This is a genomic window from Neobacillus cucumis, assembly GCF_002860255.1.
In the GTDB taxonomy this organism is placed as follows: Bacteria; Bacillota; Bacilli; order Bacillales; family Cytobacillaceae; genus Neobacillus; species Neobacillus cucumis_A.
The window spans coordinates 28,486-53,659 of record NZ_PGVE01000077.1 but is presented as its reverse complement, the minus strand read 5'-3'; the positions used below and the strand labels follow the sequence as shown (position 1 = coordinate 53,659).

General features: G+C 38.3%; 24 protein-coding genes. 7 read left to right on the top strand and 17 right to left on the bottom strand.

Annotated elements, in window-relative coordinates; genetic code table 11:
* From CVD27_RS20715 to CVD27_RS20705, 3 genes are all read right to left on the bottom strand, one after another.
* Nucleotides 1–1,057 (bottom strand): hypothetical protein (locus CVD27_RS20715; protein ID WP_101650058.1); only part of this gene is annotated, 1,057 nt, incomplete at its 3' end.
* Between the two features lie 57 nt (nucleotides 1,058–1,114).
* Nucleotides 1,115–1,945, bottom strand: coding sequence for a hypothetical protein (locus CVD27_RS20710; RefSeq protein ID WP_142384122.1), 831 nt, complete (start codon nucleotides 1,943–1,945; stop codon nucleotides 1,115–1,117).
* Nucleotides 1,946–2,145: 200 nt separating this feature from the next.
* A complete protein-coding gene (locus CVD27_RS20705; RefSeq protein ID WP_101650053.1) occupies nucleotides 2,146–3,903 on the bottom strand; it encodes a DUF4153 domain-containing protein in 1,758 nt (585 codons plus the stop codon).
* Nucleotides 3,904–4,187: 284 nt separating this feature from the next.
* On the opposite strand from CVD27_RS20705, the gene CVD27_RS20700 reads away from it, so the two are divergent.
* From CVD27_RS20700 to CVD27_RS28865, 3 genes are all read left to right on the top strand, one after another.
* Nucleotides 4,188–5,093: a reverse transcriptase-like protein gene (locus tag CVD27_RS20700; protein ID WP_180960390.1), complete on the top strand. Its 906-nt coding sequence runs from the start codon at nucleotides 4,188–4,190 to the stop codon at nucleotides 5,091–5,093.
* Nucleotides 5,094–5,233: 140 nt separating this feature from the next.
* On the top strand, nucleotides 5,234–5,845 hold the full coding sequence (locus tag CVD27_RS28870; protein ID WP_257984449.1) for a DUF3231 family protein: 612 nt from the start codon (nucleotides 5,234–5,236) through the stop codon (nucleotides 5,843–5,845).
* Between the two features lie 17 nt (nucleotides 5,846–5,862).
* Nucleotides 5,863–6,225 (top strand): DUF3231 family protein, encoded by a 363-nt coding sequence (locus CVD27_RS28865; RefSeq protein ID WP_257984448.1) that lies wholly within the window; start codon nucleotides 5,863–5,865, stop codon nucleotides 6,223–6,225.
* A gap of 100 nt (nucleotides 6,226–6,325) precedes the next feature.
* Here CVD27_RS28865 and CVD27_RS28325 read toward each other — a convergent pair whose 3' ends face one another.
* The 5 genes from CVD27_RS28325 to CVD27_RS20675 all read right to left on the bottom strand — a co-directional run bounded on the left by CVD27_RS28325 (nucleotide 6,326) and on the right by CVD27_RS20675 (nucleotide 9,765).
* A complete protein-coding gene (locus CVD27_RS28325; RefSeq protein ID WP_180960389.1) occupies nucleotides 6,326–6,493 on the bottom strand; it encodes a hypothetical protein in 168 nt (55 codons plus the stop codon).
* A gap of 171 nt (nucleotides 6,494–6,664) precedes the next feature.
* A complete protein-coding gene (locus CVD27_RS20690) occupies nucleotides 6,665–7,372 on the bottom strand; it encodes a DNA alkylation repair protein (protein WP_101650050.1) in 708 nt (235 codons plus the stop codon).
* 140 nt (nucleotides 7,373–7,512) lie between these two features.
* Complete coding sequence (locus tag CVD27_RS20685) at nucleotides 7,513–7,749, bottom strand: hypothetical protein (protein WP_101650048.1); 237 nt, start codon at nucleotides 7,747–7,749, stop codon at nucleotides 7,513–7,515.
* Between the two features lie 197 nt (nucleotides 7,750–7,946).
* Nucleotides 7,947–8,474, bottom strand: a complete 528-nt coding sequence (locus CVD27_RS20680) for a DUF3231 family protein (RefSeq protein WP_101650046.1) — start codon at nucleotides 8,472–8,474, stop codon at nucleotides 7,947–7,949.
* A gap of 88 nt (nucleotides 8,475–8,562) precedes the next feature.
* Entirely contained in the window at nucleotides 8,563–9,765 is a 1,203-nt protein-coding gene (locus CVD27_RS20675) for a chromate transporter (protein WP_101650044.1), read from the bottom strand.
* Nucleotides 9,766–10,013: 248 nt separating this feature from the next.
* Here CVD27_RS20675 and CVD27_RS20670 point away from each other — a divergent pair, with 248 nt between their 5' ends.
* On the top strand, nucleotides 10,014–11,036 hold the full coding sequence (locus tag CVD27_RS20670) for a DUF3231 family protein (RefSeq protein WP_101650042.1): 1,023 nt from the start codon (nucleotides 10,014–10,016) through the stop codon (nucleotides 11,034–11,036).
* Between the two features lie 162 nt (nucleotides 11,037–11,198).
* On the opposite strand, the gene tkt is transcribed toward CVD27_RS20670, so the two are convergent.
* From tkt to CVD27_RS20640, 6 genes are all read right to left on the bottom strand, one after another.
* The gene (tkt, locus tag CVD27_RS20665) at nucleotides 11,199–13,202 is read right to left on the bottom strand and encodes a transketolase (protein ID WP_101650040.1); all 2,004 of its coding nucleotides are present in this window, start codon (nucleotides 13,200–13,202) and stop codon (nucleotides 11,199–11,201) included.
* 12 nt (nucleotides 13,203–13,214) lie between these two features.
* Entirely contained in the window at nucleotides 13,215–14,183 is a 969-nt protein-coding gene (glpX, locus tag CVD27_RS20660) for a class II fructose-bisphosphatase (RefSeq protein ID WP_101650038.1), read from the bottom strand.
* Between the two features lie 200 nt (nucleotides 14,184–14,383).
* Nucleotides 14,384–15,034, bottom strand: coding sequence for a dihydroxyacetone kinase subunit DhaL (dhaL, locus tag CVD27_RS20655; protein ID WP_101650036.1), 651 nt, complete (start codon nucleotides 15,032–15,034; stop codon nucleotides 14,384–14,386).
* Between the two features lie 12 nt (nucleotides 15,035–15,046).
* Nucleotides 15,047–16,051: a dihydroxyacetone kinase subunit DhaK gene (locus CVD27_RS20650; protein WP_101650034.1), complete on the bottom strand. Its 1,005-nt coding sequence runs from the start codon at nucleotides 16,049–16,051 to the stop codon at nucleotides 15,047–15,049.
* A gap of 1 nt (nucleotide 16,052) precedes the next feature.
* Complete coding sequence (gene rpiB, locus CVD27_RS20645) at nucleotides 16,053–16,514, bottom strand: ribose 5-phosphate isomerase B (RefSeq protein ID WP_101650032.1); 462 nt, start codon at nucleotides 16,512–16,514, stop codon at nucleotides 16,053–16,055.
* Nucleotides 16,515–16,783: 269 nt separating this feature from the next.
* Complete coding sequence (locus CVD27_RS20640) at nucleotides 16,784–17,914, bottom strand: MDR/zinc-dependent alcohol dehydrogenase-like family protein (RefSeq protein WP_101650030.1); 1,131 nt, start codon at nucleotides 17,912–17,914, stop codon at nucleotides 16,784–16,786.
* Nucleotides 17,915–18,316: 402 nt separating this feature from the next.
* Between CVD27_RS20640 and CVD27_RS20635 the strand changes: the two genes are divergently transcribed.
* Both CVD27_RS20635 and CVD27_RS28860 read left to right on the top strand, forming a co-directional pair.
* Nucleotides 18,317–19,111, top strand: coding sequence for a DeoR/GlpR family DNA-binding transcription regulator (locus tag CVD27_RS20635; RefSeq protein WP_101650027.1), 795 nt, complete (start codon nucleotides 18,317–18,319; stop codon nucleotides 19,109–19,111).
* A gap of 219 nt (nucleotides 19,112–19,330) precedes the next feature.
* The gene (locus tag CVD27_RS28860; protein WP_257984447.1) at nucleotides 19,331–19,456 is read left to right on the top strand and encodes a hypothetical protein; all 126 of its coding nucleotides are present in this window, start codon (nucleotides 19,331–19,333) and stop codon (nucleotides 19,454–19,456) included.
* 320 nt (nucleotides 19,457–19,776) lie between these two features.
* Here CVD27_RS28860 and CVD27_RS20630 read toward each other — a convergent pair.
* Nucleotides 19,777–21,125, bottom strand: a protein-coding gene (locus CVD27_RS20630; protein ID WP_101650025.1) for an IS3 family transposase whose coding sequence is annotated in 2 segments (ribosomal slippage) — nucleotides 19,777–20,681 and nucleotides 20,681–21,125 — 1,350 coding nt in all. Because the reading frame shifts where the segments join, the coding sequence is not laid out codon by codon here.
* A gap of 402 nt (nucleotides 21,126–21,527) precedes the next feature.
* On the opposite strand from CVD27_RS20630, the gene CVD27_RS20625 reads away from it, so the two are divergent.
* Nucleotides 21,528–22,295 carry an SDR family oxidoreductase gene (locus tag CVD27_RS20625; RefSeq protein WP_101650023.1) on the top strand — a complete coding sequence of 256 codons (768 nt, stop codon included), beginning with the start codon at nucleotides 21,528–21,530 and terminating at the stop codon, nucleotides 22,293–22,295.
* A 188-nt stretch (nucleotides 22,296–22,483) separates the two neighbouring features.
* Here the strand turns inward: CVD27_RS20625 and CVD27_RS20620 are convergent, their stop codons facing one another.
* Complete coding sequence (locus CVD27_RS20620; RefSeq protein ID WP_101650021.1) at nucleotides 22,484–23,746, bottom strand: MFS transporter; 1,263 nt, start codon at nucleotides 23,744–23,746, stop codon at nucleotides 22,484–22,486.
* Between the two features lie 102 nt (nucleotides 23,747–23,848).
* Nucleotides 23,849–24,967, bottom strand: coding sequence for an MDR/zinc-dependent alcohol dehydrogenase-like family protein (locus CVD27_RS20615; RefSeq protein ID WP_101650019.1), 1,119 nt, complete (start codon nucleotides 24,965–24,967; stop codon nucleotides 23,849–23,851).
* Nucleotides 24,968–25,174 lie beyond the last annotated feature (207 nt).

Here is a 25,174-nt window from a genome sequence, read left to right as displayed (position 1 = left end):
CCACTGCTGTATCATCCGCTTCCACTTCAGTTGCTTCAGTCTTTTCTTCTGTAGTAACTTGATCTTCGTCTTTCACTTCTGGAGCTGCTACTGCTTCATCTTCTGCTTCCACTTCAACAGCCGGCTGCTCAGAAACTTCGCCATTAGCAAAGATTGCGGAGTGGTCTTTATTCGCATGAGCCCACGCAGATGCACTTGCATGTGCACTTGCTTGAGATTTTGCTTTATTTGCAGCAGAAGGATTTACCTTTGCTTCTTTTTCAACATCTTCCAAAGTTGGCTCTACGTCTTCTTTTTCAACATCTTCCAAAGTTGACTCAGCGTCTTCTTTTTCAACGTCTTCCAAAGTTGACTTCACATCTTCTTTTTCAACGTCTTCCAAAGTAGCTTCTGCTTCTTCTTCGTCTTTCGTTTTTACCACAGCAGTTTGGTCTTTCACGGCTTTCTTAGAATCAGCATCCTTGTCTGCATCGTCATCTTTTTCTTCAGTTTTTACTGTGTCAGCGTCAGCGTCTTTTTCCTCAGTTTTCACTGTTTGATCAGCTTCCACTTCAGTTGACTTTTCGTCCTCTTTCACAGACACTTCATCTCCTGTTTTAGGAGCTTCTGCCTTAACTTCTTCTTTTTCAACCTCAGTTGTTTCAGCAACAGGTTCAGTTGTTTGAGCTTCTGCCTTCTCTTCTACAACAGGTTTTTGAACTGGAGCTTTCTCCGTTACGGCCTGGTCGGTATTGGTAGGAGTTTTAAAAATAGCAGAGTGCTCTTGATTCGCATGCTCTTTTGCTGTGTCGCTCGCATGCACGCTTGCTTGAGACTTAACCACTTTCTCAGCTTTAGGCTGAACCTTAACCTCTTTGACAACTGGCTTTACAGAAACAACAGGCTTGTTAACATGCTTCACAACATTTTCAACTTTCACATGTGCGTTGTGTCCTGCTTTACCATGCTCAAATCCAGCCGCTTGTGTAAAGTGGCCTCCTGCAAAAACTCCAAATGATAATGCTCCTGCTAATACTAAAGATTTCATAACTTTATTAGGGTTTAAATAATGTTTCATTTTAAAATTCGCTCCTTTGATTTGTGTGTTCCGTAGGCTATAGCTGCGGGTAACAGTTTACAAAAAAGGAGCTGTTTGCGGTGGTTGGGCTGGCGGTGCATTTACCCATTGATGATGCTTTAAGTCATACCGGGAAAGGAATGGCTGGACAAGCATTAGCTCATAGTCCTTATTCCATTCAAACCATTTTTCTAAAAAGCTAATGGTATGTAAATTTGGGCTAACACGGTCATTGGACTGACCGCCGCCTGAACCGTTCGTGCGCTGAGTCTGGTTAAGCATCTGGTCCACCGTTGGAAGTTCGTCCTTTTCAGCAGGAACCTTGTCCTTTTTCGGTTTCACAGGCACAAGCGGTTCCATATGTTCAACCTTCTTAGACTTGAGTTCGACTGTAACTAGAACTGGAACTGGGTCCTTTGGAACGGTTGTTTTTTTTACCTCAACGGCCTCAGTCGGTTTAGCTACAGGCACACTCTTCTTGACCTGTACAGTCGTAACAACAGCAGGCTTTTCATTCCTGTTTATTGCAGAATCACCATTTCCATTTCCTTTTGCCTGAACAGGCAATGATTTGGGTACCGCGTCTTGTTTTTCAGAGACTGCTTTTTTCAGCCCACGTTGGACAGCCTGACCTTGAGCTTTACTGGTGGGTACAGGGACAACAGGCTTTTTTTCCACTACTGGCTTTGGCTGTTGCGGTTTCGAAGGGACGCTGGCCTTCGTTACAACATGATCTGCTTTTTTCAAAGAAGGCTGCGCTTCCACCAAATGGGAACTTGCTTGAGCCTGTCCACTTGTCTCCGGCTTTTCTGCAGATGCTAGGTGTGGCAAAAACAATGTGGCTCCAGCCATGAGGGCTGGTATAATAAACGATCGGAAGTGCAACATCTCACCCCCTTTCCTTAATTGTCACTTGCAATGACAGCATTCGAGGGAAAAAGACATTTTTTGACCGCGTTTTCAAAAAACCAATCTATTTACCTATTACTCTCATTCCAATTACCTGTATGCCTGTTCACTTTTATAGTTCTAATGAAAGCTACAAAGAAGACCCCTCTCCATTTAGAGGGGCCTTTCCTTTAAGAGACCTATTTAATCTCCACAAACAAATAGATTCCAGCGTTATTCTGGTCATATTGCTTTTCAATGCTAACGTTTTGAACCACAATCTTTAGTCTGGCACGCTTGTTTTCCTTTGTGAATGTGGCTTCTTCTGGAGTGATCGTCCCCTTCGTAGCATTGTAATGATAGAACTTATCATAGATCTCCTGGGTATTAAAACGGATCAGTTCTTGACTGTTTTCTCCCATTAATTTCAAATCGATCTGCTTCCCTTTCGTCTCTTTTAGCAAAGTAAACGTTTTACCCTCTTTGTTAAAATGGCTAATTTTCTCCCCACTATTGGGATCAGATTTATAAAGATCAACTTGAACGAATTGATCATAACCTGCAATATTGATAGGCATGGATGGTTCCATCGTCAGGTAAACAGATTGATTTTCATCCCCCTGCTCCTGATACTCATGAAAGCCAAAGGTATCATAAAAATCCTTATAAACATCAAAATTTTTCGGAAACCAATCAATTTCTTTTAAATAGCCCATTTGATCTAAGTATTGAACGGTACCCGTAATAATCTTTTGATCCTTTTCAGAGACCTTATCGGAAGGCCTAATTTTATTATTTTCGAGCATGTCATATTTCAATAGTTCTTTTTCAAGCGTGGCTATCTGGCTATTCCGACTGACGGTAAATGCATCTACTGGAGGCACAATTGAAATAACAGCAAAGAGAATTAATAGTGCAGCAATACGGCCGTTTTTCCGTACAGGTAAAATGCTCATTAAAACACCGGCAATGGCAGCAAAAACCCCAAACAAGATGACATAGTAACGGGTATGAGTGACACCCGTTTCATTCAAACTGATGAACGACGAGGCAATCTGAAACACAACAATTGGTACTAACACTTTGGGAAAGATTTTTCTAAAAAAGAGCGTAAACTTATTCTCTATCTCACTAACTAATATATAAAGCAAAATGACGGTGATAGCATAGGAAACGAGCATGGGTTCGAGAAGGTTATCCGACCAAAAGGCGCCGCCAATATTTTTAAAAATATAGACGACTAGAATGAGAGTAAAAATGGCTAGCAGCGGGATACAGATATAGGATAGGAGTATTTCTAAAAACTTCGGACACTTTGCCGCATGTTCCATTGAATCTGTAATTCCTTCCTCCTCCCGAACTGGATAGTTAGGTATTAAGGAAAGGAAATACAATGGGGCAAATAGGACAAAAACAACATTGGCCATATGCGGGTATGCTGTATAATCCATCTTGAAAATCAATTGATTAAAGGCGGTAATGATAATGGCGATTCCAGCGTAAATAATACCTGAGAAAAAGAGGGAATTAAAAAAAGATTTAAATGCAATCATAAAGCTTTTGTTAAAACTTATCTTGCTTTTAATGACGGGCACCCATATAAAAGCCCAAAGCAAGGCAAATAGAGCAACTGCGGTCCTAATGACGATTTCCATACTCATCTTTGGAGCGGGATGAATTATGAGGTAGTACCCTCCCGTCAGCAAGACTACTATCCCCATTAAAATGAACCGGGAGGAAGTCTTTGAGTAAAATCGTTCATAAACTGCTTGAGCGACTGTGCTCAAGAACGCGCCCAGTACAAACGTAAGAAGTAATTTAGGAGTTTCTTTTTGCATGGTAATCATATAAGCATTAATGATGGCAGCTACTACTAGGAAAATCGTTGTCAACGGAAACCGAGCAATTGCACGGGTTAAGCTTGTAAGTCGATCTTTAAGCATGTTCAGCCATTTCATCTTCTTCAAACCTCCATTTCTTACATTTTCTTCTATTTCATTATATCATGTGTAAATCACAGTTATGGTATTGCCTAAAAACTTTCGTTCATTTATACCTATTACCAAAAAGGAATTCGACAAACTTCACTAATTCCTTTCAGATTTCCCGGGCAATTAACAAATTTACCTAATTAATTCCAGAATATATGATATCCCTTCATCCATTTATATGCTATTTTTAATATACAATATCTACCAGCCTTAGATAACAGTTAATATATTGAACGCAGGTGAGGATGATGATGCAAACACGACAAAAAACTCTGCCAACACTACTTTTAAGAGGAGAACTAATAACAAAATTAAAACTAACAAAAGCTCAATTGAATGCCTTTTTAGAAGATGGAATGCCCCACTATCTAATTGGGAATGAATATAGGTTTCTAGAAGGCGAGATATTGCAATGGCTGGAAACTTATCAGCCCTCACAACAACGGTTAGAGAGGGAATTCCGAGATAAAAAAGGTCGAACATTAGAGGAATATGTAACACAAGATATGATTTTGAACGCATTACGGATTACCAAGGAAAATTTGGCGGGACTCTGTAAAAAGGGAATGCCATTTGCAAAAGTCGGAGAAAAAGACTTTTTTCATGTTCAGGATATCTTAGATTATTACCGTAAAGGTTCATCAATGGTCCCAGCTTCCACATCCACTGTGAATGCATATCTAATGCCGATATGTATGGATGTCCCAAAGAATACTCCCTTTATCATTATGGATGGCTCATACAACTTCAACACACAAAAAGCAGGGACAGGATTGGTTCTAGTAGAAAACGGAGAGAAAGTAACCGGGATGACCAATGTTCGAGAAATCAAAACAACGAAGTCAATTGTCTGTGAACTCTTCGCCTTACTGGACGCACTGAGAATGATTAAGAAGAAAAAATTTAACAAAGCCATCATAATAACGGATCAGAAACCATGGTCAAAAAGTATGACTGTGGATGTAAGTACATATGAAGAATGTGTTAAGCCTTTTATAAAAGAGATAAATACGTTATGGAAGGAATTAAAAGGGAATTTATCAATTAAATATGTTGGGGAACTAAACAATGGGAACAAGAATGTACTTTATAAGAAAGCTCATTCTTTAAGTAAGGAATATAAAAAAGGGATGAACCATCCATTGAAGATTGAATAAAAATCGATGCCGACCAATATCTATAAAAAAACTTATTGTTGTCCGATACCTTCAATAGTTCCTCTGATTTTCTGTATACTTCATAACCAATACCATAAAATAATCATAGAAAATAAATGAAAAAATTGGAGGTATTTCCTTTGGGAATCTTCAGGAAATCAAAAGCCAACACGTTAACCGCTGCGGAATTATCCGCACTGTGGCTTCAATATATGGGCGATAGTATGGCCATATGCGTTTATAAATACTTTCTTAACATTGTAGAAAACAAACAAATAAACCTCATTTTAGAATCCGCATTGCAGTTAGCTGAAAGCCACATTACGAAAATTAAGGAATTCCTGGAAAGTGCAAATTTCCAAGTTCCATTAGGATTTACAGAGAATGACGTGAATGTGAATGCCCCGCGTCTTTTTTCTGATCAATTCTTACTTTTTTACTCCTATATAATGACAATACACGGGTTAACTGCCTATAGCTTGGCTATCACAAACATGGAGCGTCAAGACATACAAAATTATTTTTTTGAATGTATGGTTACATCGAAGGAACTGTTCCAAAAAATCATGGAATTGGCTAAAGAGCAGCCAAAATTTACAAGCGTCCCCTCCATTCCCTCGCCCCATGGGACGGAGTTTGTTGAATCACCAGGATTCATTTCTAATTTAATAGGAGACAAAAGACCACTAAATGGTTCGGAGATCAGCACCCTTTTCTTTAATTCAACGAAACTGGATTCATTAAGTCGTTAAGTTTGGCTTTTAGTCAGGTGTCGGTGCGTGAAGATGTTCGTAGTTTTATGTTGAAAAATGTTAAATTAGCAGGGAAAGATGCTGATAGCTTTGACGAGATATTACAACAGGATCATTTGCAAATACCCGAGAAATGGGATGATGAGATTACTGATTCTACCGTGAGCCCATTTTCTGACAAATTGATAATGTTTCATGCAGGGTTTTTAGTCAATGCGGCTCTTACTTATTATGGCGCCTCATTAGGTTCCAGCTTCAGATCGGATATCATCCTAAACTATTCTAAAGTATTTACCCATGCTATGGAGGCTGGTGTATTTTCTTACAATATAATGGTGAAACATGGATGGTTAGAAAAACAGCCTGAAGCGATTGACTGAAACTATTCGGCACCAGCAATCTAGCACAAGCTGCCTTTAAAAAGGCAGCTTTTTAAGCTGTTCATTAGTAAAATAAGAAAAACGCCGTCAAAAGACAGCGTTAATAATCCGTAAATGATTCAAACCTTTCCTCACTTTGTTCCATTTGATTTATTTTTTTACGTGTATATCTATATGAATATAACAGCAATCCAAGTAACAAAACTAAACATCCGCTAATAATCAACAAGAAATATTGAAACCATGTACCAACATCTAAAAGCTCCATTAAAACTCCCCTCTTTCAGATAGACTTTTCCATGACACTCCTATGTTACAGAACATTTGGCAGTTTATTATTTAAAATTTATATACCCTAATAACCAGATGATGAATCATATAAATTTACAGATAAATCTGTCATGTTTGGAGCTCTTGTTTCTGATTATCTACTAACATGCTAACACCTGACATATTTACGTTTGAAACCAAGTTTTCCTCTATCTATTTCCTTTTGGATATTTTCAGAAGCAATCAGAATACTGCTTTTTTTCTTGTCCCGCTTGATTTCGACTGGCCCTACTGCCTTTGCCGTTTCAACTGCCTTATCATGGAGGGGCACATAGGAAATCCCGACTGTATAAATAAAATTATTCATTGCGGATTTTGTTCGATCAGGTGAATCGTGAATCGAATTTTCTACCTGATCTAGCATACTGGCAATCTTGCTTGTACTAAATTCGCTGTCCGGTCGATTCCCCAAAAGCCAGCAGTAACAGCTCCAGCCTGCTGACATTCTAAGTTCTTCCCCGCTTGCGATCCATTGATCGGCAACAGCCTGTGCAATATCAGTTTCAGCCAGAGTGACGGCAACCACATAATCAGATAGCATATAAAAATACGCCGCATCTATCCAACGCTCAAAATCAGCCTCCGTCATTGCCATTGGATCCGCAATAATGCCAGCAAAATACATCGCATCATAGTTCCCGGTGGCGTAAAGCTGCTCGGCTAAAGGCTGATTTTTCTTGATTTTCTTTGCGAGTGGCTTCATAGCACCTGTAGCCACTCCAAAAAGCGGCTCGTGTGCACCATTACTTAAGTACGTCTTTTTAAGTCGCTCCTTGCCGAGCGCTTCCAATTCCTGCATAACCGTTTCGAAATCCACCGTTTGGCACTTCCTTCCTTTATTCACCTTTTTTAACCTCATTAATTCTTGAACTTAATTCAGTTAGCCCCTCTTTTTATAAAAAAAGAGCTGCCGCGGCAACTCATTGTTAATCTCCTGTATCAAAAAGTAGAAGAAAGTTACATACTTGTTTCTTTTTCCACAATCCTTTGTTTGTGTTCAAGATACCCACTAATTTTTACTGATTTACTTTTATTAATAGAACGTAAATTCAAATCAATCAGTGACCCAGCAATTAGCCCTAAAAAAACAACTGTTATAGAAAATACATCTGATTTTAAAGCAAAGAACAGAGCCACAACACATAAGGTTATACTAAAGAAAAATTCACTGACTAGAAAATGGATTTTTTCCAAATTAGCACACTCCTTAATATTAATATAAAACTATAAGTTCTTTAATAAATGTCCGTTTCCTTCTTTTTTTTGTATTATCCTGCTTCGTTTTAAGAAAATAAGACTTTTCTCCTGATTGAAGCAAAGCTGAATGCCCTCGAAAAGCGAACCCTTTCATTTATTCGTCCGGCAGTTTCCTATTCTGATTAGCACCGCACTTAGGCGTGATAATAAGGTGGAACACGGAGCCACTCGTTCTGATCTAAATATTGTTTCACGGTTAAGCCTGCCATCGTCTTCTTCATAATAATCTTTGAAAAAATGAAACCAACGTCAGCACGTATCGATTCTGTTAGACCTTTAGAGGCAGTGGTTACTCCCATGGCCAGATTATAGGACATGAGGTTCGCCAATTCTTCATCATTTAATTTTGCCCCTTCCGGTATATCTTTAAAATCACCGAGTGGTTTTTCTGTGGTTGTTTTGGGTAAAGGGACTCCTTCTTTCTTTAGAAACTCAATCAGCTCGTCTCTAATAGGAATATGCACGCTCTCTCTTACTTCCTTTAAAATCCGCCTCAATTCTGGATCTAAAGCTGTATTGATGCCAATTTCCTCACTGCGCATGCTGATCTCCGTACCTAAGAGAAAAAACCAAAGATTGGAAACCTCCATCACATTTAAGGGTCTTTTCTCCCCATCCATAAAAGGCTCAAATGCATCATGAATCATTTCAAATAGTTTCATGTTTCAAATCCCACCAAACATTGGATAATAGTGTTCTGATGGTATTTTTTCCAATAAATCACAAAACATGCAATAGAGGGGCTTTATCTTAAAAAATTGAAATCAACGCACCACCCGCCGCACCAGCCACAACAATGACCCAAGGCGGCAATTTCCAATACACTAACAGACTAAACAAGACGGCGGCAAAAGCAAAATCCATTGGTTCTACTATCGAACTAGTCCAGATTGGCTGATAAAAGGCCGCAATTAATATCCCGACCACAGCTGCATTTACCCCCATGAGCGCCCCATTAATTTTCGGGTTGCTCCGCAGTGTCTCCCAAAAAGGAAGGGTCCCAAAAATAAGCAGGAAGGCCGGTAAAAAGATGGCGAGTGTTGCAATCAAACCGCCTAGCCAGCCATGCATGACCGCCCCTAAATACGCCGCAAAGGTAAATAACGGCCCCGGCACGGCTTGGGCCGCACCATATCCCGCAAGGAATACTTCTTTACTAATCCATCCGTTTGGAACAAATTCACGCTCAAGCAGCGGAAGGACCACATGCCCCCCGCCAAATACTAGAGATCCCGACCGATAAAAACTATCAAATACCGCAATCCAATGCGAGGAAGTAACCTCTCTTAGGATCGGAAGAAAGAACAGTAAGGCAAAAAATAAACTTAAACAAAAAACGCCAAATTTTCGAGAAAGGGGAAATTGATTTTTATTAGCTGCAGCTTCATTGTTTTTTGAATAGAGAAGAAAACCAAAAATAGCTGCTAGCAAAATGACCCCTACTTGTGTATAGGAGGTTTGCCATAATAACGTAGCAGCCAAGGCAAATAAAGCAATGGCTTTTCTTTTTAAATCGGGCGTTAATTTCTGAGCCATACCTAAGATAGCCTGTGCCACGACCGCTACGGCTACCACTTTTAAACCGTGAATCCAGCCAGCATTATTTCCTATATCCAGTCCTTGCAGGATTAAGGCAAAAATAATTAGGACCAAAGCAGATGGGAGCGTAAATCCAAGGAAGGAAACCATGCCGCCTAAGACACCTGCACGCATCACACCTATTCCGATTCCCACTTGGGAACTTGCTGGACCGGGCAAAAACTGACATAACGCCACTAAATCAGCATAGCTTTTTTCATCCATCCATTTTCTTCGCCGAACATACTCGTCATGAAAATATCCTAAATGAGCAATCGGCCCCCCGAATGAAGTCAAACCTAGTTTGGTTGATACGAGCCAAATTTCGATTAAAGCCTGAGCAGAAGTTTTTTTCCTCACGGCTTCCTTTTCCATTAACCTCTCTCCTTCTATCATGGAATCCTTTTAACTATATTGTAATTCACATACTATTTATTACAAGATATCAGGTAATAAGGTGGTTCTTAGAACCTTCACATATGGTTTGGCCTCGTAATGGGCTTCTTTTTTTCAAACTATAACTTGCTCCTATTTTTGCAAGGTTGGAGTGTAAATAACTAATACATACTATAGGTAATATATGGGGAAGGTATTTTTTAGTATATCTTTTTTGGAGGTTACTTATGGAGGAAAAAGGAAAACAAATTAGGCTGACAGCTGGTGAGATTGGTCAACTTTGGCTTCAATACTTAAATGATAGCTCAAGCTTATGTGTTCTTACCTATTTTTTAGAAAAAGCTGAGGATGTTGAAATTAAGACGATCATTGAATTTGCTTTAGCATTATCCAAGTCACATATTCAAAAAATTACAGAAATACTAACAGAGGAAAAACATGTAGTTCCATATGGTTTTAGTATGGAAGAAGATGTTGATTTAACGGCTCCCAGGCTTTACTCCGACAGTTTTGTACTCAATTTTATAAACCAAATGTCTAAGGTTGGACTTACCACATATGCAGGTAGTGTTGGAACATCTGTAAGAAGTGATATTAAATCCTATTACATGGATTGCCTTACAGAAACCATGCAATTATATAATAGATCGACTGAATTATTATTGTCTAAAGGATTGTTTATCAGGTCTCCGAGCCTGCCTAATCTAGAGAAGGTTGAGTTTGTAAAAAAGCAATGGTTTATGTTAGATGTGTTCGGAGAAAAAAGACCATTAGTCGCTGCCGAAGTCGAAAATTTATTTGCGAATCTGCAAAGAAATGCCTTGGGAGTAGCTGCACTTACTGGATTTAGCCAGGTGGCAAAGGATAAGGATATAAAACAATTCTTTTTAAAGGGTTTAGAAGTTGGGAATAAACATATTAGATTATTTAGAGGGAAGCTAGAGGAAAGTAAACTTCCTGCACCTATGGGTTGGGATTCAGAAATAACAAATAGTACAACCCATACTTTTTCTGATAAACTGATGATGTTCTACACAAGTGGTTTGATTGCTTTGAGCGTTGGCTATTACGGTACAGCTGTTAGTCAAAGTCCTAGAGGAGATCTTAGCTCAATGTATAACAGGCTGTCCTTAGAAGTTCAGATGTATGCTGAAGATGGAGCGAATATTATGATTAAAAATGGATGGCTGGAACAGCCTCCAATGGCATCCGATAGAGATGAATTAGTAAGAAAAAAGAATCAATTGTAAATCACATCCCAAACCATCCAAATTACAATATCAAGCTTGGAAAACAATGAAAGCGAAAATACTTTTTTATAAAATAGTAGAAATTCGAAAAAAATAGCCCGTTCGGAAAAGTGTACCTTTTCGAACGGGTATTTCACTCAATCTCTCTAAAAAGGGATGTTCTTAAAGAAGCTTTTTAAAACGAGAAATGACATTCTCTACTGTAAAACCATATTCCTTAATAAGTTTATCTCCAGGTGCTGAAGCTCCAAATTGATCAATAGCTAGAACATCGCCGTCATCACCAACATATTTACTCCACCCCAGAGAAGAACCCATTTCAATTCCAAGACGTGCTTTCACATTTTTAGGAAGAACACTTTCTTTATATCCTTTGGATTGTTTTTCAAAACGATCCCAGCTTGGCATACTAACAACCGAAACATAAATTCCTTCCTCTTCAAGTGCTTTTTGAGCCTTAACAGCTAAGGAAACTTCAGAACCGGATGCTAACAACAAACCATCTACAGCGTCTTTTGCTTGAGAGATTACATATGCACCCTTTTTAACCCCTTCATACGCATTCTCAGGATCTACAAGCGTTGGTAAATCTTGACGCGTAAGAACCAGGACTGTCGGCTCATCTTTACTTTCTAACGCCAGCTTCCAAGCGGCTGCTGTCTCATTACCTTCAGCCGTGCGAATAGTTGAAACACCAGGCATTGCACGTAAGGAAGCCAATTGTTCAATAGGTTCATGTGTTGGTCCATCCTCACCCACAGCAATACTATCATGTGTAAATACATAAATTACTGGTAATTTCATTAGCGCAGCCAATCGAATGGCAGGACGTAAATAATCGGAGAATACAAAGAAAGTCGCTCCAAATACTTTTACACCACCGTGAAGAGCCATACCATTTATAGCTGCTCCCATCGCAAATTCCCGAACCCCAAACCAGATGTTGCGTCCGCTGTAATCTTCCACACTAAAGTCTGCTTCCCCTTTTAGTAACGTTTTATTAGAGGAAGCTAAATCCGCAGAACCGCCAAATAATTGAGGGACATTTTTCGCTAAAGCATTTAACACAGCTCCGCTGGAAGCACGTGTAGCAAGTTGATCTTCTCCAACACGATATACAGGTACATCGGTATCCCAGCCTTCCGGCAGTTCACCATTAATAGCTTGCTTTAATTCTTTTGCAAGTAGTGGATAGGCCTCTTCGTATTGGGCAAACAACGTATTCCATACTTGCTCCTTCTTTTCCGACGCTTCTTTCAGCTGCTCAAAATGTTTTTTTACCTCTTCTGGAATATGGAATTCCTCATTATAATTCCAGCAGTACTGTTCTTTTACTAGTTTAATTTCATCTTTTCCAAGTGGTGATCCATGTGAATCAGACTTACCGCTTTTATTTGGTGAACCATATCCAATGATTGTTTTCACTTCAATTAATGTAGGCTGTTCTGTGTTTGCTTTTGCTTCCGTTAATGCTTGTGCAATCGCATGGAGGTCATTCCCATCTTCCACCCGAAGCACTTGCCAGCCATAAGCTTTAAACCTATCCGCTACATTTTCACTAAATGACATATGAAGATCTCCATCAAGAGAAATATCATTGGAATCATACATCACGACCAAACGCCCTAATTTAAGATGTCCTGCAAGCGATGCTGCCTCTGCAGAAACTCCTTCCATCAGGTCTCCATCACCGCAAATACTGTATGTATAGTGATCGATGACATTATAATTGTCACGATTATACGCTGCCGCCAAATGTCTTTCAGCCATTGCCATTCCAACTGCCATCGCAATCCCTTGACCTAATGGACCTGTTGTAGCATCGACCCCAGGAGTATGACCAAATTCAGGATGACCAGGTGTTTTGCTTCCCCATTGACGGAAATTTCTTAAGTCTTCAAGCGATAAATCATAACCAGTCAAATGTAATAAGCTGTATAGCAACATGGATCCATGACCAGCAGATAACACAAAACGGTCACGGTTAAACCAATTTGGATTACTTGGATTATAATCCATAAATTTATCCCAAAGGGTGTAAGCCATAGGTGCAGCCCCCATTGGCATTCCCGGATGACCTGACCCAACTTTTTCAATTGCATCAATGGCTAGAGTTCTAATTGTATTAATTGATAATTGATCCACATCAACTTTTTGTTCAATCATGATTTTTCCTCCCTATTTATGATACGCTTCGATAAATTGGTAATTTTGAGTTCTACCTCCCATAGAGACAAAAGAGTGTGTAAGCATAGTACCATCTTCTTTTTTCCGGACACCCTTCAGCAACAATCCATCAGTAATTCCTGTTGCGACAAAAAAGCAATCCTCTGATTTTACAATATCATCAATCAGTAACACTTTTTCAGGATTGGACAACCCCATGTGAATACAACGATCAAACTCTTCTTTGTTTTGAGGAACAAGTTTTGCCTGGAAATCTCCTCCCAAGCACTTTAAGGCAGTCGCTGAAATGACCCCTTCGGGAGCACCCCCTATTCCAACTAATATATCTGCCTCCATTTCATCTATTGCTGTAGCTATGGCTGCTGTAACATCCCCATCGCTGAACAATTTCACACTGGCTCCTAAATCCAAAACTTGTTTAATTAAATGGTCATGTCGTGGCCGGTCTTGAATCATGACTGTTAATTCTTTTACATCTTTTCCTAATCCTTTGGCCACTGACCTCATATTTTCGGTTAATGAAGCATCTATATTAATGAATCCTTTTGCCTTTGGACCTACTGCTATTTTTTGCATGTACATGTCAGGAGCGTGCAATAAACTTCCCCTAGCAGCTACCGCGATCACAGTTAATGAGTTATCTTGCCCCTTGGACATTAGATTCGTTCCCTCAACAGGGTCAACTGCAATATCAACGTGCGGGCCCTGCCCGGTTCCAAGTTCCTCACCAATGTAAAGCATTGGGGCTTCATCCATCTCACCTTCACCAATGACTACTTTTCCGCTCATATTTATAAAATTTAATTGATTTCGCATGGCCTCTGTTCCAGCACCATCCGACTGAATTTTATTTGACTTTCCAATCCAAGGGTAGGCTGCTATCGCTGCTACTTGAGCTACTTTTAAAAAGTCATGTGCTAAACTTTGTACATTCAATTGCACAGGTGTGTTAATGTTCATTTCTTTCCCTCCTAATCCTACACAAAAACACGGAATTTTTATACTACACAATGAATATTTATGCATACATTGCGATAGTGATCCCTTTATTTCAGTTTTAATCAAAATAAAGTGCCAGGACCTTTAGATGACCATAAGTGTGTATTGTGTTCATTTAAGGGATTCTGGCACTTATCATTCTGCCTTATAAACTTTTTTCTTTAGACTTGTTGGACACTTTTTAATGTTTGATTAAATGTTTCTAATATAAAATATGCTGATGTAGCTCCCGGGTCTTGATTACCAAGCGATCTCTCACCCAGCCTGCTGGATCTCCCTCTCTTTGAGAGCATATCCTTGGTTGATTCCATACCCTTTTTAGCAGCAGTTACTGCTTCTGAAAATGATTGATAAAAATCGAATGTTGCTTCAAATTGTTTCTCAAGCTCGATCATGGCAGGATATAGTGTATCCATCATCGTTTTATCACCGACTTCGGCTTGTCCCCGCTCTTGGACACCCTTAATAAAGGCGACCCAAAAATCTACTAGATCTTGATCAGATAACTCAGTTTTATTTTGAAACACTTTAGCTCCTCTTAAAAATCCAGTTGCATACAATGGGCCAACGGATGAACCAACAGCACTTAAGAATGTACGACCCGCTGTAATAGCAATTTTACTGCTATCTTCTTCATTCGCTAATTCGTTTTGTAATTTCTCATTAATTGCTTGCCAGCCAATTGACATCGTTACGCCATGGTCGCCATCGCCTAATTTGCGATCAAGCTCCGATAAGTAATCTTTCTGCTCTTCAATCATTTCAACAACATTACTTAAAAACTTTTTAAAATCGACGGATGTAAATGTCATGTTCGCTACCTCCTATAATTGTGCGTACATTGGGCAATCAGCAGGTTGATCAATTAGTTCAGCTAATTCCTCGTCAAGCTTGATTAAAGTAATAGATGCTCCACCCATTTCAAGTGATGTACTATAATCACCTACGTATGACCGGTGAATAGTAATTTCCCTCTCACTTAATAACTGCTCTACTCTTCTAAACATAATAAGGAGTTCCATTTTCGTTGTAGACCCTAATCCATTTACAAGAACTGCAACTTTTTCCCCTTTTTCAAGTGGCATATCTTCTAAAATGTCATTGACTAAACGATCGACCACTTTATCAGCTTCTTGAATTTCTCCTTTTTCAACTCCGGGCTCCCCATGATGTCCAAGGCCAATTTCCATTTCATTTTCACCGAGTTCAAAACTCGGCTCTCCCGTTTGAGGTAAAGAACATGGTGATAGGCCTACACCCATACTGCGTGTTTGGTTATTCGCCTTCGCAGCCACTCTAACGACTTCATCCAATGTATATCCCTTATCAGCAGCTGCCCCTGCCACCTTAGTGATAAAAAACTCACCAGCAATGCCGCGTCTTTTTTGCTTTTCCTCCTTTGGTGCTGATGCAACATCATCATTTACGATGACGGATTCAATCCGTGTGCCATGTTCCAAGTCGGCAATTTCAGCCGCCATTCCAAAATTCATGAGGTCGCCTGCGTAATTTCCGTAAATATATAAGACTCCTTCGCCTTTATCGATTACTCTTGTTGCTTCAATGATCGGATCCGGTGGTGGTGAGGCAAAAATATTCCCCACTGCAACTCCATCAGCCATTCCGGTTCCAACATACCCCATAAAGGCAGGTTCATGACCTGAACCTCCACCGATTAAAATTCCAACTTTATTTGGTTTTGTTTCTTTTGCTATGACAAGAGAGCGTTTATTCTCTTCCAATTGTTTGATATATTGTGGGAACGCTTTAACATAGCCTTCAATCATTTCTTCTACCACAACATTGGGATTATTAATAAGCTTTTTCATGCTATGCTTTCACTCCTTTTAAAAATTCTTGTTCTTTGTCCATAATTTGTTGAATTTTTCTACCTGAATTTCCACCCGTGAACTCTGATCTTAAATAAGCTTCCACTACTTGTTTAGCGGTTTCAATTCCTATGACCTTAGCACCCATTGTTAAAATTTGAGCATTGTTGCTTTTTTGGGCACGTTCAGCAGAATATGTGTCATGACATAACGCTGCTCTAATTCCTGGAACCTTCCCTGCAGCGATTGCCACACCTATTCCGGTTCCGCAAACAAGAATTCCTCTATCAATCTTCTTTTCGATAACAGCGTTTCCAACTTCAAATGCAACACCAGGATAATCTACTTCTTCACAAGCATAGCATCCATAATCAACAACTTCATGACCAAGCTCCTGTACATACTGTTTTATGCTTTCTTTCATTTCAAACGCATTATGATCAGCACCTAAACCTAATTTCATTATACATCTGCCTTTCTGTAATTTCTAAATTTTTTAATAGTTTTAATACTCTTATTTTTTCATTTTTAATCTTTTTTGTCAATATTTATTTTCGTTTACTTTTGTTTATTTTCATATATCTTATTTTTGGTAAAAAATAATAGACTTACAGTAAGTAAAATCTAAATATACTGAAAATCTATTAAATAGAGGCTCGGTTTTTTTACGTTTTATTATTTGAGGCTAACTCATAATTAAATTTCTTAAGTTAGCCTCTCTATATTTACTTCTTATTTACCATCTAAATCTGGAATTAATACAACCTTCAATGATTCTGCTCCACTTTTCACCAGCTCAAAGCCTTTTTCAAATTCCGATAATGGCAATTGATGTGTTACTACACCTTCAGTTGGCAAATCCCCATTTGAAATCCCTTCAATAACATGTGGATAGCAATATGGTCCCAAATGAGACCCCAAAACATCAAGTTCTTTTCTATCACTGATAATACTCCAATCAACTGTAACAGGATCCTTAAATACACTGAACTCAACAAATCGGCCAAGCTTGCGAATCATAGATAAACCTTGCTCAACAGATTTCTGTGCTCCAGTTGCTTCAATATAAATATCACAGCCATATCCATCGGTTAAGTCCTTTACAATCTTGTCAACGTCATCTTTCAATGGATTTAAAACCAAATCTGCACCAAATTCTTTGGCAAGCTCTAAACGATCTTCAAATAGATCCAAAACAATTAATTTTCCTGGTCCGGATTTCTTGATTGCTCCAATCATACCTAACCCTAGAGTACCGGCACCTGCAAGAACAACAACATCTCCTAATTGGATTTGCGCCCGTTGAACAGCGTGGAAGGAGCAAGCATATGGTTCTATTAAAATAGCTTTTTCTAATGGAAGGTCTTCAGGCACTTTGAAATTGATCGCTTCCTTCGTAAATTTCATATATTCAGCCATTCCGCCATTCACATTATTTTGAAATCCATATAAATCGTGTTTTTCACACATCCAATATTGTCCACGCTTACAAAATCTGCATTCCCAGCAAGGAACGATTTGTTCTGAAATGATTCTATCACCAATTGCAAAATCTTTAATGCTATCATCAAGAGCTACTACCCGGCCGATAAATTCATGACCTGGGATCATTGGCGCTTTTATGTATGCCGGTTGTTTTTCATCTCCCCAAAAACTTGGCGCACCGGCATATGCCTTTACATCCCCTGCACAAATTCCGCATCCCTCTACCTTAATTAAAATTTCACCGGGTCCAATTTCAGGTACAGGAACTTCTTCAAGACGATAGTCACCAGGTGCATACGCAACAACCGCTTTCATTGTTTTTGGGATTACAGCATTTTTAAAATCTCCTTTTGTAACAGTGCTAATAGTTGGACACATAAATATTCTCTCCCTTTTACATTTTAGTTTCTATCATTTCAATTTATAGAAGCATCTTGCACATCTCTATAGACAACGCTTACAATATACTGACTTTAATCATCTTCTTTCACTATTAAGTAACATAATGAAATCAAACAAATCATTTATCGTTTATTATCGTAAACGATTGATTACTTTCATTATATTCTCTTTTTTTCACATTCGTCAATATATATTTTTGTTTATTTTTATTTTTTTTCGTTTCATTTCGTTAATTATTCTTTATTTCCTTACACGAAATAATAGAATATAATAATATATACGATTACTTTTTATTTTCATTTAGCGCGATTTTTATCAGATAGTTTCAAATGAAATTTGAGATCATTAATATATAAAAGGATCATGTGAGGTGATAAGATGGCAAAAGTATTTGCTTCAGAGAGAAGAAAAATAATAATGGAAAAGTTACAAGAGCATAAAAGAGTTACGGTTAAAGAGCTTTCAGAAGAAATGCAAGTTTCTGAAGCTACCCTTAGAACAGACCTTACCAAAATGGAGGAAGATGGTCTTCTACAAAGAACACATGGTGGCGCCATTTTGGTTGAAAACATAGACAATGAGACCAATTTTTTCAGCAGAGAAAAAAGAAATAAAAATGAAAAATCCGCGATTGCAAAAAAAGCGGTTGAATTAATTTCGAACGGACAATGTATCATGTTAGATGCAAGTTCAACTGCACTGGAGCTTGCACGCACTTTAAATGACTTGCCTATACGTTTAATGGTTGTCACAAGTGGGATCAATACTGCTCTTGAGTTAAAAGATCATCCTAATATCACTGTTATATTATTAGGCGGTATTGTGAAGAAGGGATCCTATTCATTGGAAGGTCATTTAGGGGTTAATATTTTAAAGCAAATTAATATTGATATGTTGTTTACTTCTGCAAATGGATTTTCTTTCGAGTCAGGATTAATGGACTTTAGTGTATATGAAGTGGAATTAAAAAAAGCGATGGTCAGTGCTTCCAAAAAGGTGGTTGCTTTGCTTGATCATACGAAAATTAATAAAAATTCAATTGCACCATTTGCTTCCATTGATCAGATTGATACGATCATTACAGACTTTGATATAACAGCCGATTATGCCGATAAATTTCAAGAACATAATATCGAAGTGATCGTGGCTTCCCCTGAAAAAAATGTTTATTAATTAGTGTAAAAAGCACCCGAAAGATTCCGTTTTCGGGTGCTTCCCTATTAAAAGACACAAGAATTGACGGATGAATTGGCGTACGTCTTTTTCTTCTATCAAGGTTTCTACGATATTCCATTAACTTTGAGTTAGCAATTGACATCATTATTATAATGGACAATAAGTATTGTACAATTAAAAAGGAGGGTCAAAACTTCTGACATCTTTAGGGCCGATTTGAGTACCAATTTTATTGATCTTTATAAGCTAGTCGATAAAAAGCTGCTGATTCCCGCTTTAGGATCAAGAGGGTCCGCACTTAACAGTTGGGGAATCAGGACAATCACCCGAGCTGGTAAATAAAAGGAAAAATCCCGCTTAAGTAGTAATCTTCATTTAAAAAGGCTTAAATAGACGGAGAAATTCCGCCTATTTACTCGTAAAACTTGAAAACGGGGTATTTTGTTTTGCATAATCGGAAAATCTCAACTTATATACCCCGAAACGGGCTCCATTCTCCATTTAATCGAATTATCTCCGCTTATTTTACTTTTGCTGGTTACTCGATTAAGGACAACCGTATCACAAGTAAGTGGGGGTTAATATAAATAAGGTTTTTGTATTCCAAATAAAGAAACTCGCCAATTATTTGAAGTGAACCAAAAAAGTTAGACATAAATATTTTAAGCAACCTGTTGGACCTGAGACCGGTATTCTACTGGACTCAGGTTTTTTAACTTTTTCTTCATTCGTATATTGTTGTAGTAGTAAATATAATCGTGTAATTCCTGTATAAAATGCTCAATACTTTTAAATTCCTGGAGATAGAGGAGTTCTGTCTTAAGGATGCCAAAGAAGTTCTCGATAACGGCATTATCTAGACAGTTTCCCTTTCGGGACATGCTTTGTGTAATATTCCGGTCTTTGAGAGTTTTCTGGTACTTGTCCATCTGGTAATGCCATCCTTGATCTGAGTGGAGAATCAACTTATCCTCTGGATTTAAAACCTGTAAAGCTTGTTCAAGCATGTTGCCAACTAAATCAAAAGAGGGACGAGACTTAACTGTATACGAGATGACCTCACTATTGAACAAATCAAGAATAGGAGATAGATAAAGGTTTTGTCCGAAAAGGCTGAATTCTGTTACGTCTGTAACCCACTTCTGATTAGGTTTGTTGGCTTGGAAATCCCGATTTAGAACGTTAGGCGCAATTCTTCCTACATTTCCGCGATAGGACTTATATTTCTTCATACGAACTTGGCACTTGATCCCCATCTGGTTCATTAGCTTGAGGACAGTCTTTGGGTCAAGAATCAAGCCTTTCTTATCAAGTTCTTTTTTAATGTTACGGTGTCCATAACGACCTTTATGTTGGTGATATATTTCTAGTATTGCTTCTTTCACCTTTGCGTATTTATCAGGGCGGTTCATGTGTTTTGTCCAATAATAATACGTACTTCTTTTGATATCCGCAATCTTGATCAACTCAGCGACTTTATATTCATTCCTTAGTTCAAAAATTACTTGTGCTTTGAGTTTTGATGTAATTTTTCCTGTTCCTGAACTAAGGCATTCAACTTTTTTAGATAAGCGTTCTCCATTCGTAAACGTTCGATTTCTTGGATAAGGGATTCATTAGTATGATTGGTCAGATCGTTCTTTTTTCTTTCTTTTGTCATGGGAGGTCGCCCCTTCTTCTTTGGTAATAGGGCTTCCACTCCTTCTATTTCAACAGCTCTCCTCCAGGTATTGATGATAGAAGGATCAGGTATATTAAACTTCGCCGCTGCTTCATTAGAAGATGCCCAATTATCGTCCATATATTTGAGTACCTCCATTTTAAACTCTGCGGAGTAGTTTGTATAACTTTTTCTTAAGGAATCCTCTCCGTGTTCCAGATAAAGGTTAACCCACGTTTGTATTGTTTTATGAACAGTTCCTAACATTTTCGCAATATCCCTAAAAGACAATCCTCCTTTTTCATATTCCTTTACTGCCCATAACTTGTCCTCGAATGTAAATTTAGCCATATAAAAAACTGCACCAAAATTGTTAGTTTTGTGTCTAACAATTTTGGTGCAGTTCATACCTATGGCGAGTTTTACTTTTTATATACCAATAAAAATGCCATTACGACTGTCATTTCGGCACGTATTTTAAGAAAAGACCTCAAAACGAGCCCTTTATCCTTTAAGAGGGCTGCATTTTATTTTTTTAACTTCATTATTTAGATTAATAATTGAACTATTATAAATTTGTTTTGTTTTTCAAAACAACAAAAATAATATGCAAATGTAAAAATAAATGAAAAAAATAATCAACAAACAATAATAAAAGTGTTAAAATGAAAGTGTTATATTATCGGGAAATTCAGAATCTTTTTCCATACTATAAAACCCCAACAAAATAAATTGATGGAAAGGAATGATTTTATGAGCTTTAAAGGGTATGATAAAAATTTCAATCTTACAGACAAAGTAGCTATTGTAACAGGTGGAGCAAGCGGAATAGGTAAGGCTATCTCAGAATTATACTTAGAAAAGGGAGCACAAGTTGCTATTTTTGACCTAATGGAAGATGTAAAAAGCGTAGCCAAGCAAATGAATGAAGAAAATGCAATCGGTGTACAATGCGATGTTACTGATAATGAAAGCATGGGCCATGCTATCCAGATTGTTAAAGAACACTTTGGAAAGATTGATATTTTAGTAAACTGTGCGGGCATTGTATTACTCGACGATGCAGAAAATATTTCTGATGCATACTGGCAAAAAACTATCGATATTAACTTAACAGGCTCATTCAAAATGTGCCAGAAAGTCGGTAATGTCATGATTGAGCAGGGCAATGGCGGAAAGATTATTAACCTTGCTTCCCAGGCTGCCATTATTGCATTGGATAACCATGTCGCTTATTGCGCAAGCAAAGCGGCAATCCTTGCAATGACCAAGGTCCTAGCTTATGAATGGGCTCAATTCGGTATAAACGTAAATGCGATCTCACCTACTGTGATTTTAACGGAGTTGGGTAAAAAGGCTTGGGCCGGAGAAGTAGGAGAAAGAGCGAAAAAAGAAATCCCGCTTGGACGCTTTGGATACCCTGAGGAAGTCGCTGCTGTAGCCTTATTCTTGGCCAGCGATGCTACCAACTTAATGACAGGTGAGAACATTGTACTTGATGGTGGTAATACAATTAAATAATGGACAAACACCAACTATTCGAGAGGTGCAATGCTAATTTAGTGTTGTACCTCTTTTTCGTTGTTACAAGTCATTTTATTAAGAAGCTGCTTTTGTTCCAATACTTAATTTTAAAAAAATATAGAACGCCCCGTCATGGAGCGTTCTATATTTTTTATTACTCTTCAATTAAATTCTCACACTGTTGCTTAAAGAGCAGCCTTAAGATCGGTTGATTGGCTTTCTTCTTTACTGGAAGGCAGATTAACAAACTTCATTAGAATGGCACTAACTACATATAGAGCCGTATAAATCCAAATGACACCTATTGTCCCTGTACTTCCGATAAAAACGCCTACAATCGCAGGACCAAGAAACGTACTAAGACCAGCTCCCATATTAAGAATAGACATCGCAGCCCCTCTATTCTCTGGAGCCAATGAAGGGATTAAGGCTGATAATGGAACATAACCAGCTAGACAAGCTCCAAAACACACAGCTACAAGCGTTGAGGCCATATAATTCGGGCCTAGTAATGCTGGAACATAGTAAAATGCTGCTGTAAAGATGGCACACCCTACGCCGCCAAACCACATAACCGTGTTACGCCACCCTAACTTATCACCAACAATACCAAAGATCAAATTGAAAACAATATTACTTGTCCAAAGAGCACCATAAATCTGCAGCCACTCCGCACGCGTAAATCCAATTTCCATCATGTATGCAGGCATAAAGACAACAAAACCATAGGCACCGGCCGTATTAATTGTTCTAACAATACCACCCAACCCAATCTTTGGTCTTTCAAAGGCAATCGTAATCCCTTTTGTTAAATATAAGAATGCTTCCTGTTTTGACTTAAACTTTTTCTCTCTGTTTGAGTCATCCTTATTCAGGAAAATAGCTATTGTAGCACCTAATGCAACAAAGATGAGCGCACTCCATAGCGTCTTCATTTCACCTAAATGCGGCAGGGCAAAACTAGAATAATACGCACCTAAAACATTTAATCCACCAGTAAATGCAAACCAGAACCAACCTACAGCGGTTCCAAGCTTTTCAGCAGGAGAATAGTAGGTAAGCCAAACTAAGAATGAATAAGAAAACAACGGATAGCCTAATCCCCTAAGTGCATAGGTTGGAATCATAACTGAAAGATTCATAGTCGGTAAACCTACAATTAGAAAAACTAATGTTCCGACCACAAACATACTTAATCCAATAACCATTGCTTTCCGTGGACCTAGTACCTCAGCAAGTACCCCTGATAACCAGGCAGCGATAGCTACCGCAAAACCGTAACAAGAGAACAGCAGTGCCGATTGTTCTACAGTCAAACCATGACTTGTTAAGTATGGTGAAAGCCAGCCTTGCTCCAGTCCGTCTCCCATCATAAAGAACAATACGCCAATATACCCTAAAGCCATTTTAGAATCCATGCCTATTCGGCCTAATATACCTTGATTCATTTATGCTCCTCCTTAATATACAGAATTTTCTTTCTATTAAGGAGATAGGAACCTTAAATTGCAAGGAACCTATCTCTCTATTACTTTCATTATCCAACTTTCTTACAGATTTGGATTTAAAATAACTTTTAACGACTGAGCCCCGCTCTTAACAAGTTCGAAGCCTTTTTCAAATTCTTCCAAAGGCAGCTCATGTGTTACAACTCCCTCTGTCGGAAGATCACCATTTGAAATTCCTTCAATAACATGTGGATAGCAATATGGTCCTAAGTGTGATCCTAAAACATCAAGTTCTTTTCTATCGCTGATAATACTCCAATCAACTGTAACAGGATCCTTGAATACACTGAACTCAACAAATCGGCCAAGCTTGCGAATCATGGATAAACCTTGCTCAACAGACTTCTGTGCCCCTGTTGCTTCAATATAAATATCACAGCCATATCCATCGGTTAAATCCTTTACAATCTTGTCAACGTCATCTTTCAATGGATTTAAAACCAAGTCTGCACCAAATTTTTTGGCAAGCTCTAAACGATCTTCAAATAGATCCAGAACAATTAATTTTCCTGGTCCGGACTTTTTGATGGCTCCAATCATTCCTAAACCTAGAGTACCGGCACCTGCAAGAACAACGACATCTCCTAATTGGATTTGCGCACGTTGAACAGCGTGGAAGGAGCATGCATATGGTTCTATTAAAATAGCTTTTTCTAATGGAAGGTCTTCTGGCACTTTGAAATTGATCGCTTCCTTCGTAAATTTCATATATTCAGCCATTCCGCCATTTACATTATTTTGAAATCCATATAAATCGTGCTTTTCACACATCCAATATTGTCCACGCTTACAAAATCTACATTCCCAGCAAGGAACAATTTGTTCTGAAATGATTCTATCACCGATTTCAAAATCTTTAATGCTTTCATCCAGAGCCACTACCCGGCCAATAAATTCATGACCTGGGATCATTGGCGCTTTTATGTATGCCGGTTGTTTTTCATCTCCCCAGAAACTTGGCGCACCGGCATATGCCTTTACATCTCCTGCACAAATTCCGCAGGCCTCTACCTTTATTAAAATTTCACCCGGACCAATTTCTGGTACAGGAACTTCTTCAAGACGATAGTCACCAGGTTCATACGCAACAACCGCTTTCATTGTTTGTGGGATGACGACATTTTTAAAATCCTCTTTTGTAACAGTGTTAGTTGGGCACATAAATAATCTCTCCTTTAATTACCTTTTAAATTTAAGTTTTAGAAACCTTCTGTTTTATTAGGATTATATTTAAACTCATGGTGGATAACGCTTTCAATTATAGTTTTAAAATAGTGAGAGCTCCTAAACACCTTCTTCCATTTTATAATATTCTCAATGGAAATTTGATAGTTAATTTATACCTTTTATCGTTTGTTGTTATAAACG

Bases quoted from the DNA above. Each gene is read 5' to 3' on its own strand.
- CVD27_RS20650 (WP_101650034.1), bottom strand. From the start codon at position 16,051: ATGAAAAAGCTTATTAATAATCCCAATGTTGTGGTAGAAGAAATGATT.
- CVD27_RS20615 (WP_101650019.1), bottom strand. From the start codon at position 24,967: ATGTGCCCAACTAACACTGTTACAAAAGAGGATTTTAAAAATGTCGTC.
- dhaL (WP_101650036.1), bottom strand. From the start codon at position 15,034: ATGACATTTACATCCGTCGATTTTAAAAAGTTTTTAAGTAATGTTGTT.
- tkt (WP_101650040.1), bottom strand. From the start codon at position 13,202: ATGATTGAACAAAAAGTTGATGTGGATCAATTATCAATTAATACAATT.
- CVD27_RS20675 (WP_101650044.1), bottom strand. From the start codon at position 9,765: ATGGAAAAGGAAGCCGTGAGGAAAAAAACTTCTGCTCAGGCTTTAATC.
- CVD27_RS20680 (WP_101650046.1), bottom strand. From the start codon at position 8,474: ATGAAACTATTTGAAATGATTCATGATGCATTTGAGCCTTTTATGGAT.
- CVD27_RS20705 (WP_101650053.1), bottom strand. From the start codon at position 3,903: ATGAAATGGCTGAACATGCTTAAAGATCGACTTACAAGCTTAACCCGT.
- CVD27_RS20625 (WP_101650023.1), top strand. From the start codon at position 21,528: ATGAGCTTTAAAGGGTATGATAAAAATTTCAATCTTACAGACAAAGTA.
- CVD27_RS20640 (WP_101650030.1), bottom strand. From the start codon at position 17,914: ATGTGTCCAACTATTAGCACTGTTACAAAAGGAGATTTTAAAAATGCT.
- CVD27_RS28325 (WP_180960389.1), bottom strand. From the start codon at position 6,493: ATGGAGCTTTTAGATGTTGGTACATGGTTTCAATATTTCTTGTTGATT.
- CVD27_RS20620 (WP_101650021.1), bottom strand. From the start codon at position 23,746: ATGAATCAAGGTATATTAGGCCGAATAGGCATGGATTCTAAAATGGCT.
- CVD27_RS20710 (WP_142384122.1), bottom strand. From the start codon at position 1,945: ATGTTGCACTTCCGATCGTTTATTATACCAGCCCTCATGGCTGGAGCC.
- rpiB (WP_101650032.1), bottom strand. From the start codon at position 16,514: ATGAAATTAGGTTTAGGTGCTGATCATAATGCGTTTGAAATGAAAGAA.
- CVD27_RS20670 (WP_101650042.1), top strand. From the start codon at position 10,014: ATGGAGGAAAAAGGAAAACAAATTAGGCTGACAGCTGGTGAGATTGGT.
- glpX (WP_101650038.1), bottom strand. From the start codon at position 14,183: ATGAACATTAACACACCTGTGCAATTGAATGTACAAAGTTTAGCACAT.
- CVD27_RS20635 (WP_101650027.1), top strand. From the start codon at position 18,317: ATGGCAAAAGTATTTGCTTCAGAGAGAAGAAAAATAATAATGGAAAAG.
- CVD27_RS20700 (WP_180960390.1), top strand. From the start codon at position 4,188: ATGCAAACACGACAAAAAACTCTGCCAACACTACTTTTAAGAGGAGAA.